The 13223-nt window shown below is 49.1% G+C and carries 11 protein-coding genes and 1 riboswitch; all 11 genes read left to right on the forward strand.

Going from position 1 to position 13223, the window contains the following annotated elements; genetic code table 11:
• The first annotated feature begins 23 nt into the window (after positions 1–23).
• The 11 genes from C7R93_RS11965 (at position 24) to C7R93_RS12015 (ending at position 13049) form a co-directional block, all read left to right on the forward strand.
• Positions 24–1223: an FAD/NAD(P)-binding oxidoreductase gene (locus tag C7R93_RS11965; protein ID WP_106839104.1), complete on the forward strand. Its 1200-nt coding sequence runs from the start codon at positions 24–26 to the stop codon at positions 1221–1223.
• A gap of 66 nt (positions 1224–1289) precedes the next feature.
• Entirely contained in the window at positions 1290–1832 is a 543-nt protein-coding gene (locus C7R93_RS11970) for a DUF1641 domain-containing protein (RefSeq protein WP_106839015.1), read from the forward strand.
• Between the two features lie 27 nt (positions 1833–1859).
• Positions 1860–3278 carry an MBL fold metallo-hydrolase gene (locus C7R93_RS11975; protein WP_106839016.1) on the forward strand — a complete coding sequence of 473 codons (1419 nt, stop codon included), beginning with the start codon at positions 1860–1862 and terminating at the stop codon, positions 3276–3278.
• A gap of 31 nt (positions 3279–3309) precedes the next feature.
• On the forward strand, positions 3310–4095 hold the full coding sequence (locus C7R93_RS11980) for a sulfite exporter TauE/SafE family protein (protein WP_106839017.1): 786 nt from the start codon (positions 3310–3312) through the stop codon (positions 4093–4095).
• Between the two features lie 94 nt (positions 4096–4189).
• A riboswitch (SAM riboswitch) is annotated at positions 4190–4294 on the forward strand.
• A 108-nt stretch (positions 4295–4402) separates the two neighbouring features.
• The gene (locus C7R93_RS11985) at positions 4403–5335 is read left to right on the forward strand and encodes an ABC transporter permease (protein WP_106839018.1); all 933 of its coding nucleotides are present in this window, start codon (positions 4403–4405) and stop codon (positions 5333–5335) included.
• Between the two features lie 4 nt (positions 5336–5339).
• Positions 5340–6287 (forward strand): ABC transporter permease, encoded by a 948-nt coding sequence (locus C7R93_RS11990; protein WP_106839019.1) that lies wholly within the window; start codon positions 5340–5342, stop codon positions 6285–6287.
• A 13-nt stretch (positions 6288–6300) separates the two neighbouring features.
• Positions 6301–7323, forward strand: a complete 1023-nt coding sequence (locus C7R93_RS11995; RefSeq protein WP_106839020.1) for an ABC transporter ATP-binding protein — start codon at positions 6301–6303, stop codon at positions 7321–7323.
• Positions 7316–8272: an ABC transporter ATP-binding protein gene (locus tag C7R93_RS12000; protein ID WP_106839021.1), complete on the forward strand. Its 957-nt coding sequence runs from the start codon at positions 7316–7318 to the stop codon at positions 8270–8272. The genes C7R93_RS11995 and C7R93_RS12000 overlap by 8 nt, the downstream gene beginning before the upstream one ends.
• Positions 8273–8300: 28 nt before the next feature.
• The gene (locus tag C7R93_RS12005) at positions 8301–9932 is read left to right on the forward strand and encodes a peptide ABC transporter substrate-binding protein (RefSeq protein WP_106839022.1); all 1632 of its coding nucleotides are present in this window, start codon (positions 8301–8303) and stop codon (positions 9930–9932) included.
• Positions 9933–10240: 308 nt separating this feature from the next.
• Positions 10241–11503: an aminopeptidase P family protein gene (locus C7R93_RS12010; RefSeq protein WP_106839023.1), complete on the forward strand. Its 1263-nt coding sequence runs from the start codon at positions 10241–10243 to the stop codon at positions 11501–11503.
• Positions 11504–11660: 157 nt separating this feature from the next.
• Entirely contained in the window at positions 11661–13049 is a 1389-nt protein-coding gene (locus C7R93_RS12015; RefSeq protein WP_106839024.1) for a helix-turn-helix domain-containing protein, read from the forward strand.
• Positions 13050–13223 lie beyond the last annotated feature (174 nt).

Consider the following 13223-nt stretch of genomic DNA (forward strand, 5'->3'; position numbering starts at 1 on the left):
ATATCGTCGTCGAAGGAGGAAGCATGGCAAAACAAGTTCATTATTCCATTGTCATTGTGGGAGCAGGCTCAGCCGGTATCTCTGTTGCTGCTCGTATCGTCCGGGCTTCCAAAAGGCTCAAGGGACAAGTCGCCATCATCGATCCCGCATCCAAGCATTACTATCAGCCATTGTGGACATTAGTTGGAGGTGGTGCCGCAAAAAAAGAAGAATCCGAGCGTGACCTATCCTCTCTAATCCCCGCAGGCGTCGACTGGATTTGTGATGCGGTCACGATGTTTCAACCGGAACAACACAAGCTCAGTACGGAGCAGGGAAGCATCTTTTCCTATGACTATCTCGTAGTGGCTGCTGGTCTGCAAATAGATTGGGATGGGGTGAAGGGCCTAAAGGATGCCGTTGGCAAGAACGGCGTTTGTAGCAACTACGCATATCACACGGTAGATAGTACATGGGAAGCCATCCGGAGTTTTAAAGGCGGCACTGCCATTTTTACACACCCGAATACACCCGTAAAGTGCGGCGGAGCTCCTCAGAAAATCATGTATCTGGCCGATGAGTATTTCCGTAAGCTACAGGTTCGCAACCAATCAGAGATCATTTTTGCATCGGCGAAAGGAAGTATTTTTGACGTTCCCACGTATGCAAATACCCTCAATGACGTCATTCGGCGCAAAAACATCGAAACCAGGTACAAGCAAAACCTCATAGAAGTGCGGGCGGATACCAAAGAAGCCGTATTCGAGAATCTGGACACCAAAGAACAGGCAGTATGGAAGTATGACATACTTCATGTGACCCCTCCCATGAAAGCACCTGATTTCATTAAAAACAGTACATTGGCAGACGCAGGAGGTTGGGTCGATGTCGATCCATACACGCTTGTGCACAAAAGATTCCCTACTATTTTTGGCATTGGCGATTGCGCGAATCTTCCCACTTCCAAAACCGGAGCTGCTATTCGCAAACAGGCGCCAGTCGTCGTGAAAAACCTGCTCGCCCTGATCAATGGTTATCCATTGGAGGCAAAGTACGACGGTTATACATCCTGCCCGCTCGTAACGGGGTACAACAAGCTGGTACTGGCCGAATTTGATTACAACCAGATGCCGTGTGAAACCTTTCCTTTTGACCAGTCTGAAGAGAGATTCAGTATGTACCTGATGAAAAGAGAACTGCTTCCCATTCTTTATTGGAATGGCATGTTAAAAGGTTTGATGTAAGGCGGCGTTGAAAGAGAGGGGGAGAGCAACATTTTAAACGATAGGAAGGAACAGAGCAGCTCTGACATGTTTTTGGAGGATTTGTCTGATCCAGAAGTTCAGGAAGCGATCACTGTATTGATCCGAAAGCTCCCGAAAATAAAAGATACCGTCCTGGCAGCTGAAGAGGGACTTGAAGTAGCCACATCGATCTTACGCGATCAGGAATCACTACGGTATCTGTTTGAACGAGTGGATGGTCAACTGTCCCGTTTCTTTGTGGAAAAAGAATCGATAGACGCCCTGTTCACTTTGCTTGAAAAGATGCCCAAGCTCGTTAAGTATGTCAGCGTTCTCGAACAAGCTGCTGATTTTTTGGAGAGCCTCGGAAAGGATAAACAATCACAGCAATATGTGCTTGCTGGTATGAAAGCGTATATCGCTCCTGTATCCTCCCAAGTGGAGCACGGGGTGGCTGTCATCCGGGAAGCAAAGGTGCGAGCTGAAGGTAACAGCGAACCGGTTTCCGTATTTCGTCTTTTCAAGCTCATGAAGGATCCCACCGTCCAAAAAACACTTCGATTTACCCAATCGCTCCTCGAAGTACTCGCGGAAAAATCAAAGAAATAAGATACGTGTAAAAGGAGGAATGAACCAATGCTGTTGCGTTACTTTTATGATGAAAAGCTGGCACATGCATCTTATCTCGTCGGTTGCCAAAAAACCGGTGAGGCCATTGTCATCGATCCCAGCCGGAATCTAGCTCCATATTTTCAAGTTGCCAAGGCAGAAGGGGTTTCCATTGTAGCCGCCACCGAAACACACATTCACGCTGATTTTGTATCGGGTGCCCGCGAACTGGGCGCAGTTTATCAAGCGAAGCTGTTTTTATCCAATGAGGGCGATGAAGATTGGAAATATCAATACTTGGAAGGTTTGAACCATCAGCTTGTTCACGATGGGGATCGCTTTTTTATCGGAAACTTGCTGTTTGAAGTCATGCATACCCCTGGCCATACACCCGAAAGCATCTCCTTCCTTTTGACGGACCTCGGTGGTCATGCAGATCGGCCCATTGGGATCTTCACGGGAGATTTCGTCTTTGTCGGCGATATCGGCAGACCGGACTTGCTCGAAAAAGCGGCGGGAATAAAGGGGACGTCCGATTCAGGTGCAAGAGACATGTTTCAGTCTCTCCAAAAATTCAAGCAATTGCCGGATTATATGCAGGTATGGCCAGCTCATGGCGCAGGAAGTGCTTGCGGGAAAGCATTGGGGGCCGTACCGTCTTCCACCGTCGGTTATGAAAAGCTCTTTAACTGGGCAATGTCACACACCAATGAAGAGGAATTCGTCCATGCACTTCTGGATGGACAACCAGAGCCGCCAAAGTATTTTGCAGTGATGAAACGCGTGAATAAAGAAGGCCCTGCGTTGCTCAAGGAACTCCCTGTGGTCCAAGAGTTCAACTCACTTGAACCGGTAGAGGATTTCCTGGAAAACGGACAGATTCTCGATACGCGTCCTTTCCAGCAATTTGCGAAGGGGCATCTGGCGGGAACACTCCACATTCCTTTTAACAAGTCATTTGCCAATTGGGCGGGATGGATTGTCGATTACAATCGAGCGGTTCATGTCTTGGCTACCCCTGATGAGCTGAACGAGATTTTGCAAGCCTTACATTCCGTAGGGATTGATAATGTCGAGAGCTTTATCGACAGCGGCAAGCTAATGGAAAGGGAAGCGTCTTCGCTCGAGACAATCGATGAGGTTACACCGTTGGAGATTGCAGAAAGGGTGGAAAAGGGAGAGCTTCACGTAGTAGATGTACGTAATCTCACTGAGTGGAACGAAGGGCACATTCGGGATGCACAGCACATCATGCTCGGTACGCTCACAATGCGGCTGGATGAGATTCCTCACGATAAGCCGCTTCTTGTACAGTGCCGTTCCGGTGCCCGCTCTGCCATTGGGGCAAGCATTCTGAAGGCAAACGGATTCAAGGATGTAATGAATTTGAGCGGCGGAATCTTGAAATGGCAAATAGACGGTCTGGCCCTCGCAGATCGAGGATAATACCAGGCGAGGTATTGCAAAGGGTGAGCGTATGACTATCGACCTTATGATCACACTGTTTGTTATCGGTTTCACGGGATCGTTTATCTCTGGTCTCGTCGGAATCGGGGGATCCATCATCAAGTATCCGATGCTCCTGTACATTCCGCCCGCCCTTGGATTCGTTGCTTACACAGCTCACGAAGTATCTGGAATAAGTGCAGTCCAAGTATTTTTTGCCACTCTAGCTGCTGTTTGGGCTCTGCGCAAAGATAAGCTTATTCATTACCAGCTCGTTCTGTACATGGGAAGTGCCATTATTGTCGGGAGTTTGCTTGGAGGATATGGAGGAAAATATCTGTCCGCAGATGCCATTAATATCGTTTACGCCATTCTGGCTACCATTGCTGTAACCATAATGTTCCTGCCAAAAAAGCGGATTGACGAACAAGAACAGTCTGAAGTTACTTTTCACAAACCAACAGCCGTTTTATCCGCTTTGATTGTCGGAGTCTCTTCCGGAATTGTCGGGGCAGCTGGGGCTTTTATTTTGGTTCCCATCATGCTGGTGATCCTCAAGATTCCGACAAGAGTTACGATTGCTTCTTCTCTTGCCATCACCTTTCTTTCTTCCATCGGTTCGACTGTAGGGAAATGGATGGCGGGGGACATATTGCTGTGGCCATCTGTGGTTATGGTAATCGCTAGCATCATGGCAGCGCCCATCGGTACGAAGGTCAGCAAACGGTTGAACACCCGGATTCTCCAGACCATTCTTGCCTTGCTGATCCTTGGTACCACGATTAAGATTTGGGTTGACATCCTCCTACAAAAATAAAGAAAAATCAATTGTCATGGAACAGCGTTGACATATCCGAGTAAAGTGATAAGATAAAAAATAATTTTACGATGAAATTAAATTTCATAGAATATTCTTATCAAGAGTGGTGGAGGGACTGGCCCGATGAAACCCGGCAACCTTGGTTTAATTGACCTTACGGTGCCAATTCCTGCGGATGTATTCTGCGAGATAAGAAGGTGGGAACCGTGCAATCGCCCCTCTTCTTTTCGGAGAGGGGATTTTTATATTTATAATCCGTAGTATTCATATCTTTTTACTTTGTGTTATGTAAGGAGGAAACAACATGCTTCATTATGCGGTCAAGCGTGGCTTTCTCATGATCGTTACGCTGTGGATTATTGTCACGGTGACGTTTGTGACCATGCACCTGATTCCGGGTGACCCGTTCGCGTCTGACGCCAAAATGCTTCCGGAAGAAGTGGTGAAGAATATGCGGGCGGAGTACAACTTGGATCAGCCAATCACGGTACAGTACCTGCTCTATCTGAAAGGATTGTTGCAATTTGACCTGGGGCCCTCTATCCAGTCCAAGACGAGGGATGTGAACACGCTGATTGCGGAGGGCTTTCCCGCCTCGGCTATTCTGGGAATCCAGTCGTTTATTGTAGCGTTGGCGGGTGGAATCACACTAGGAATCGTAGCGGCGCTCTATCACAATCGGACATTGGATTTCATGTCTATGTTTGCAGCCATCATCGGAATCTCCGTCCCCAGTTTTATTCTGGCACCACTATTGATCAAGTACATGGCAGTCAAATGGGAGTTATTGCCCGTCGCTGCGTGGGGGAGCTGGGAGCACTCGATTCTTCCTACGCTTGCGCTCGCCATCGGTCCGCTTGCCATTATCGCCCGCTTCGTACGAGCCAGCATGCTTGAAGTTTGGCAGCAGGAATACATAAGCACGGCGGAGGCGAAAGGGCTTGGCACCTTTTCCATCGTCGTCAGACATGGGATGCGCAATGCCATGTTGCCAGTGCTTACCTTTGTCGGACCGCTGTTTGCCAACCTGCTGACTGGAACCTTCGTAGTGGAAAAGATTTTCGCCATTCCTGGGCTCGGCAAATACTTCGTGGAAAGCATTTTTAACCGCGATTATCCCGTGATTTTGGGAATGACAGTGTTTTACAGCTTTGTACTCATTTTTACTTTGTACATCATCGACCTGTTGTATCGGGTGATTGACCCGCGCATCAGATTGACGAGTGGAGGGAAGTAGCAAGATGGCCAATCAAGCAACACAACTGGATTCCCTGTTTCGACCGGTCGACCGGAACCGACTTTCCGAAGAAAATCGGGAACGTCCCAGTCTTGGGTATTGGCAGGAGATATTGCAGCGGATAAGCCGCAATAAGTTGGCGATGCTCGGGTTCTTCCTGCTCATGGCAGTGGTGACCCTGTCGATCATCGGTCCGATGCTAGTTCCCCACAGCCCGCATGAACAGTCGTTGACGAATGGAAATCTGCCGCTGTCGAGCGAGCATTGGTTTGGAACGGATGACCTGGGCCGCGACATGTGGGCACGTACTTGGATGGGAGGCCGTATCTCTTTGTTTATTGGTGTGGCGGCAGCAGCCATCGACCTAGTGATCGGAGTATGCATCGGCGGGATATCCGGTTACATGGCTGGAAGGAACAAGCTAGGCGACCGTGTGGACAACATCCTGATGCGGTTGGCTGAAATACTCTACAGCATTCCGTATCTGCTGGTGGTAATTCTGCTGATGGTGGTTCTGGAGCCTGGACTCACAACGATTATTATTGCCCTTTCGCTAACCGGCTGGGTCGGCATGGCCCGCCTGGTCAGAGGACAAATCATGCAGATCAAACGGCAGGAATTTGTGCTAGCCGCAGAAAAGCTGGGAACCTCCCATGCCAAGATCATCATTAAACATCTGCTGCCGAATACGCTCGGCGTCATCATCGTCAACCTGACCTTTACGATTCCGCACGCGATTTTCGCCGAGTCGTTTCTCAGCTTTCTTGGACTGGGTGTGCAAGCACCAACTGCCAGCTGGGGAACGATGGCCAACGACGCGCTGGCTGTTATGCTTGGCGGGCAGTGGTGGCGGCTGTTTTTTCCGGGATTCATGATTTCTCTAACCATGTTCGCGTGCAACGCGCTCGGGGACGGTTTGCAGGACGCACTGGACCCGCGGATCAGAAAATGAGGGGGAGTACATCATGAAGCCATTGTTGGAAGTAGATCAGTTGCACGTCTCCTTTCGCACGTACGGCGGAGAGGTGCAGGCAGTAAGAGGCGTTTCTTTTTCTGTGAAGGAGGGAGAGACGCTGGCAATTGTCGGGGAAAGCGGCTGTGGAAAAAGTGTGACCGCTCGGGCGTTGATGGGGATGATTCCTCCGCGATCCGGTCAGGTAAAAAGCGGCAGCATTCGGTTTCGTGGGCGTGAGCTGACTGGGCTGACGAAGCTGGAATGGCAACAGGTTCGCGGCTCGCAGATCGGCATGATCTTCCAGGATCCGATGACCTCGCTGAACCCCACGATGAAGATTGGTCTGCAGATTGCTGAAGGGCTGATCAAGCATCGAAAGCAGACGAAGGCGCAAGCAAAAGAAGAGACGCTGAAACTGCTTGCGAGAGTCGGCATTCCGGAGGTGGCGAGACGGTTTGAACAGTATCCACACGAGCTAAGCGGAGGCATGAGGCAGCGTGTCGGAATCGCCATGGCACTTGCCTGCCATCCGCAGCTGATTATTGCCGACGAACCGACGACGGCGCTGGACGTGACCATTCAGGCACAGATCCTTCGTCTGATGAAGGACTTGCAGCAGCAGTTGAATACCTCGATCATTCTGATCACCCACGATCTGGGCGTAGTCGCAGAGGTGGCCGACCATGTAGCGGTCATGTACGCAGGTGTAGTGGTGGAGAGCGGCCCAGTGGGAGAAATCTTTGACAACCCGCGCCATCCATACACGCAAGGGCTGTTGCAGTCTGTACCGCGTCTCGTTGCAGGTAAAAAAGAGCGGCTGATCCCCATCGATGGGACCCCACCGGATCTGTTTCGTCCTCCTGCTGGTTGTCCATTCGCTGCCCGTTGCCCGTTTACGATGGAAATTTGCCTGGATCATATGCCACAAGCGAAAACGTATTTCGATCGGCATGAAGCGAGCTGCTGGCTGAACGACCCGCGTGCCCAAAGAGCAGAATCGTGGATGGTAGCAGGGAGGGAGACACATGTTTGACAACATTGTGAGAGTGGAGAATCTCGCCAAGTCGTTTGAGATTGGCGGCGGCCAACGTGTTCGGGCTGTTGACCGTGTCTCTTTTGAAATCAGGCGAGGAGAGACGCTCGGAATCGTCGGAGAAAGCGGCTGCGGCAAGTCTACACTGGGCAGGACTATTGTGGGACTGTACCCGGCTACTGCGGGGCACATCCTGTTTCAAGGCAAAGACATTGCCAGGATGGATAGACGTGAGCGACGGGAAGCAAACCGCCACATGCAGCTGATCTTCCAAGATCCGCAAGCCTCGCTTAATCCGCGTTTACGGGTGGGCGACATCATCGCCGAAGGAATAGACTCCTATGGACTGGCAAAAGGAAAAGCCCGGGAAGAACGCATCTATAAGCTGCTGGAGCTGGTAGGACTGCACCCAAGCCACGCAAAGCGCTTTCCGCATGAATTCAGCGGTGGTCAGCGACAACGTATCGGAATTGCCCGCGCGCTTGCGGTGGAGCCCAGCTTTATCGTGGCAGACGAGTCCATTTCCGCTCTGGATGTGTCCATTCAGGCGCAAATCGTCAATCTGCTGGCCGATCTTCAGGCAGAGCGGTACATCACCTATCTGTTTATCGCCCATGACTTGTCGATGGTGAAGCACATCAGCGACAGGATCGGCGTGATGTACCTGGGGAAGATGATGGAGCTGGCACCGAGCGAGGAGTTGTTTGCCGCGCCGCTACATCCGTACACGCAGGCCTTGATCTCGGCCATGCCGGTCTCCCATCCTGCCCAGCGAGAAGAGCGGGAGCAGATTGTACTGACCGGAGAACCGCCCAGCCCGATTCATCCGCCAAGCGGTTGCCCGTTTCGCACCAGATGTCCGGTGGCCCAAAGCGTATGCGCCGAAACAGCGCCGGACTGGAAGGAGGTGAGGCAGGGACACTGGATCGCTTGCCATCTTGTACAGTAGACAGAGGAGAACAAGGAGGAAACCATCAATGAAAAAGGGATTGCTTACTTTTGCCACACTACTGGCGCTCGCTGTGCCTGCGCTTTCTGCGTGCGGCAGCGATAAACCGGCTGCTTCTTCCAATCAACAGACGAGTGCAGCCGTCAAACAAGTCATTACCGCTAACCTTCGGGGTGAACCGTACACATTAGACCCGGCATTCGCTTCCGATACCACCTCGTACTGGGTGATCGACCATCTGTACGAAGGATTGTATCGATACAGCCAAAATGGAGACATCAGCGAAGGCGCAGCCGAAAAGGTGCAAGTCTCTCCGGACGGCAAAACCTACACGTTTACCCTCCGCCCCGAGATGAAATGGTCCAACGGCGATCCGTTGACGGCGCATGACTACGAATACTCTTGGAAGCGCGTGCTGAACCCGCAGACTGCCGCCTATGAACCATCCGCGCTCTACTACATACAAGGCGCAGAAGCGTACAACACGGGAAAAGGCAGCGCGGATGACGTTCAGATCAAAGCAAAGGATGACCGCACACTCATCGTCGGACTGAAAGACCCCATCACCTATTTCCCGAAAATCATGATGAGTCGCGCCTATCTGCCGGTGAACAAAAAAGTCGCGAATGCGGACAAAAACTGGGCGGCGGAAGCGAAAGGTATCGTGACCAATGGCGCGTACACCGTGGAGAGCTGGGACCACAATAGTCAGCTGACAATCGCCAAAAGCCAGAACTACTGGGAGAAAGACAAAGTAACGATGGACACCGTCCACTTCAAGATGGTGAACGAAGCGACTACCTACTACCAGATGTTTAAAACGGGAGCACTTGACCTGATTGACTCCTTGCCGATCGACGTGATTGAGCAGGAAAAAGAAAAAGAAGAGTACAAATCATTCCCGGACTACAGCATTTATACGTACACGTTCAACGTAGAGGAAAAACCATTCACCAATGCGAAAGTTCGTCAGGCCTTTTCCTACGCAATCGACCGGGATATCCTGACGAAAAACGTGACCAAGGGAGGTCAGCTCCCAGCGTACGGTTATACGCCATTCGGGGTGAAAACTCCTTCGGGCAAGGACTTCCGAGAAGAAGTTGCACCTTACTATCAGTTTGATCCGGCAAAGGCGAAGCAGCTCCTAGCTGAAGGCTTGAAGGAAGAAGGTTGGACAGAGCTTCCGCCGATTACACTGAAATACAGCACAGCGGAGAACCACAAGAAGATCGCCGAGGCCTTACAGGAAATGTTCAAGCAGAACTTGGGCGTACAGGTGAAGCTGGAAAATCAGGAGTGGAAAACATACATCGATACATTCAAGCAGAAAAACTTCCAAATTGCGCGCATGGGCTGGGGCGGCGATTACCTCGATCCGCTCGCGATGCTGGAGTTGTACACGGGGAAAAGCTCCCGGAACTTCACCAACTGGGCCAACCCAACGTTTGACGAACTGATCGAAAAAGCAAAGGTCGAACAAAACGAGGAAGCACGTATGAAGCTTCTGCACGACGCTGAAACTATTTTGATGCAGGACATGCCAGTGATCCCGATATTTTTCAATAACGAAAACTACCTCAACAGCAAAAAGATCGAAGGCATCCGCTTTAGTGTAACCGGCACACCGGACCTGCGCTGGGCGAAAAGAGTAACCGAGTAACCTCAACAAGGAGCAGTTTACCTAGAGTAACTGCTCTTTGTTTATGGACTCAATAAAAGGCTTATTGCGGAAGTCGTTTCCCAAATGATGAAAGTATTCTAAAATCTAGAATAAAGGAGGATACATGACGATCTAACGAAAGTGTTTTAGGGCATATTACTGGCATTTCTCGATTGCAGGTTTAAAGAGTTTGATGTCTTACCGGATTTCATCTGTTGCAATCCTAATATGGATTGGTTTTTTCGACTGAAAATTGCCAGATTATACTGAACTTGATTCACCTAACACGAACGAAGAGGTGGAAATAAATGACGATAACGATACATTCAAAAGAGTTCATCAATCGCCGTCAAAGACTCGCGGAAAAAATGCCTGATCACAGCGCACTTGTACTGTTTTCAGGGGTTGTCAAGACACGCAGCCATGACGATAAATATCCGTTTTCACCGGACCGCAACTTCTATTATCTAACCGGCATTTCGCGCAGCAACCTCATTCTCATGATCACGAAACGCGCTGGCACCGTGACCGAAACGTTATTTCTTCAGCGCCCAAATGAACTGGAAGCGAAATGGACAGGGGCCGTCTTATCGGATCAAGAGGCCAAAGAGCAGTCTGGTATCGAACACTTTGACTATCTCGATGAGTGGCCCGAGTCATTTGGAACCTTTGTGAGGCGCTGCGAAGGTAAAGGCTCGCTCTATCTTGACTTGTATCGCTGTCTGTGGAACGATGAGCTGACCCCTGCGGAGACTTTTGCCGAAGACGCGCAGAAGAAATACCGGACCCTGCCGATTCACGATGCGGGCTCATGGCTGAAAGAACTGCGAATGGTGAAGAGCCCGGCAGAGATCGAAGAAATCAGACGTGCGATTGCGATCACGGATAAAGCAATCCGGCGCATGTGGTCGCATGCACGTCCTGGAATCATGGAATATGAGCTAGAGGCGCACTATGATTTCACGTTGAAGTCGCATGGTGTTCGCGAGCTTCCTTATTTACCCATTATTGCTAGCGGAATCAATGCTACTGTCTTGCACTATGAAGCGAATAATCAGCCTGCGGAAGATGGTGACTTGGTCCTCCTCGACCTCGGTGCTGCATCGAGCTACTATGCCGCTGATATTTCGCGAACGTTTCCCGTGAATGGTCGCTTTACAGAACGTCAGAAAGCGATCTATCAACTCGTACTCGAAGCAGAAATCAAAACCATCGAAGCAGTGAAGCCTGGTGTCACACTTCCACAACTAAATGATGTCACGAAACAAGTCTTGACAGATGGCCTGCTACGTCTCGGTCTCATCCAAGAGAGCAGTGAGCTGTCCAAATACTACTATCATTCCGTGTCTCATCACCTTGGACTGGATACGCACGATATCCCGGATTACAGTACTGCCATGCAACCCGGTATGGTGATCACGATTGAACCTGGTCTGTACATAGAGGAAGAAGCGATTGGCATTCGGATTGAAGATAATGTGCTAGTAACTGAAGAAGGCTGCGAGGTGCTCTCATCGCAGATCCCGAAGAAGATCGAAGAAGTGGAATTGTTGATCGGGAAAAAGGAATAGTGAACGTTTCGGATCTAACCATAACAGTCTCTGTTATGGTTATTTGCAAGGGAGCCCCTTTGCAAAAACTATTAAAATGATAAAGAAATGTTTCGGGCACCTTCCATAATAAACCATTTGATTGTAAAATAAAGGAAAAACAAGAGGGTGATCCATTATGGGGGGACTGGTAGGGACATTGCACCAGTCGCTGCGGTCAGAAATCGAACAACATCGGAGAGCGCGCGGTTATACATTGAGCAAACTGGGTGATTTAACTGGTATTAATCCTGGAACATTGAGCGAGATTCTAAATGGAAATCCGCCTCGTGCTATCACCATAGGTCAATTAGACGCTCTAGCTGCGGTGTTTGGCCATGAGCCAGGCTGGTTGTATGAACTATACCCCGATGAATGTTTATATGAAAGGAAAATCTCACGCCCTCGATTGATACCTTACTTGATACGAAGCGCTGAGAATGGGCGAAAGGATTGCATTGAAGCTGTCGCCTCCCAATTGCTGGAGAATCCCAAAAATATCTCCATCCTTTTTACTGTTGCAGAGCAATTATACGAGGATGGGAAACTAGAAAAGGCGGTGCCATTCTATGAGTACGTGATTGAGAACGAGAAAGACAGCTACTCTACCCAGTTTGTGACGAGTCATTATCGGTTATTTCAGGCAATACTCGGGACAAATGCTGATGAAAATGAGAAGGCTGTTATTTGCTTTTCTCCCTATCGAAAGCGATTACCAGAAACTGATCAGTTAGACGCCTTATTAAATTTGGCGAAGGTTAGTTTCACGTTACAAAAATGGAGTGAGGCGGAAACTTACGCAGATGAGCTAAGAGCGCTCTCCAAAATTATCTATCAAGATGAGCTGCAAAAACGAAGAAAAAATCGATCGGCAGAGTTGATAAAAACAGAACGTCCGCTCGTTTACTATTACGGAATGGGCTATCTATATAAAGGATTGGTCCTAGAGATGCAAGGGGGTTATACGCAATCAAAAGAATATGTACAAGCATACGCTGATTTGCATTGGTTTGAACTTCTTGACGATGAGGGGAGAAGAATCGTTGAGCGGTTTGCTGTCTTTGCAAAGGCGAATTTTTACACACTAGAAGTATTAATGGGGAATGAAGAAATCATTAAGGATTATACCGACTACCTGGCAGAACAGCCAGTTGAAATACTGCCGGGCCTCGTTACGATTATGGAAGCTGCGAATAAATACCATTTTTGTGTGGATGAGGTTTTAGTACGCCTCTCTGAAGATATTGCTAGATTCCATGAACGTACCTTGTTGGTGAATATGGTTCAGCACCTTCAATATCGATATCACAAAGCAAAATATGATTTTGCAAAGGGACGCATGGAAAGTGGACTCAATGAAATCCTCCACTGTTTAGTTCTATCGGATTTGATGAATCGACATCATGATGCACTATTATGTGTACAGTTATTTGAGAAATATCGACATCTTGCTTCGCCATCACAAATCATCCAATATCAAGCAATTGTAATAGGAGAAAAGAAGGCCGAAGCTACATTCTTAAACTAGTATGGAAGACGATGTATCCTTAGGGATGCAAAAAAATGAGATAAGTAGAGAGGATGTATAAAAAATGAAATATGTATTACTAGCACTCCTTCTAGCGTTTGGATTTAGCAGTGGTATCGTTCACGAACCCCAAAAGTCTGACGCGCCACACGTTATTAATTATCAACATGGTGC

It is taken from the genome of Brevibacillus fortis (assembly GCF_003013395.1).
Classification (GTDB): Bacteria; Bacillota; Bacilli; order Brevibacillales; family Brevibacillaceae; genus Brevibacillus; species Brevibacillus fortis.

What these genes read in the sequence shown, in the direction of transcription:
- C7R93_RS11970 (WP_106839015.1), top strand. Translation starts at nt 1,290, where the DNA reads ATGTTTTTGGAGGATTTGTCTGATCCAGAAGTTCAGGAAGCGATCACT.
- C7R93_RS12015 (WP_106839024.1), top strand. Translation starts at nt 11,661, where the DNA reads ATGGGGGGACTGGTAGGGACATTGCACCAGTCGCTGCGGTCAGAAATC.
- C7R93_RS12010 (WP_106839023.1), top strand. Translation starts at nt 10,241, where the DNA reads ATGACGATAACGATACATTCAAAAGAGTTCATCAATCGCCGTCAAAGA.
- C7R93_RS11985 (WP_106839018.1), top strand. Translation starts at nt 4,403, where the DNA reads ATGCTTCATTATGCGGTCAAGCGTGGCTTTCTCATGATCGTTACGCTG.
- C7R93_RS11980 (WP_106839017.1), top strand. Translation starts at nt 3,310, where the DNA reads ATGACTATCGACCTTATGATCACACTGTTTGTTATCGGTTTCACGGGA.
- C7R93_RS11995 (WP_106839020.1), top strand. Translation starts at nt 6,301, where the DNA reads ATGAAGCCATTGTTGGAAGTAGATCAGTTGCACGTCTCCTTTCGCACG.
- C7R93_RS11975 (WP_106839016.1), top strand. Translation starts at nt 1,860, where the DNA reads ATGCTGTTGCGTTACTTTTATGATGAAAAGCTGGCACATGCATCTTAT.
- C7R93_RS12000 (WP_106839021.1), top strand. Translation starts at nt 7,316, where the DNA reads ATGTTTGACAACATTGTGAGAGTGGAGAATCTCGCCAAGTCGTTTGAG.
- C7R93_RS12005 (WP_106839022.1), top strand. Translation starts at nt 8,301, where the DNA reads ATGAAAAAGGGATTGCTTACTTTTGCCACACTACTGGCGCTCGCTGTG.
- C7R93_RS11990 (WP_106839019.1), top strand. Translation starts at nt 5,340, where the DNA reads ATGGCCAATCAAGCAACACAACTGGATTCCCTGTTTCGACCGGTCGAC.
- C7R93_RS11965 (WP_106839104.1), top strand. Translation starts at nt 24, where the DNA reads ATGGCAAAACAAGTTCATTATTCCATTGTCATTGTGGGAGCAGGCTCA.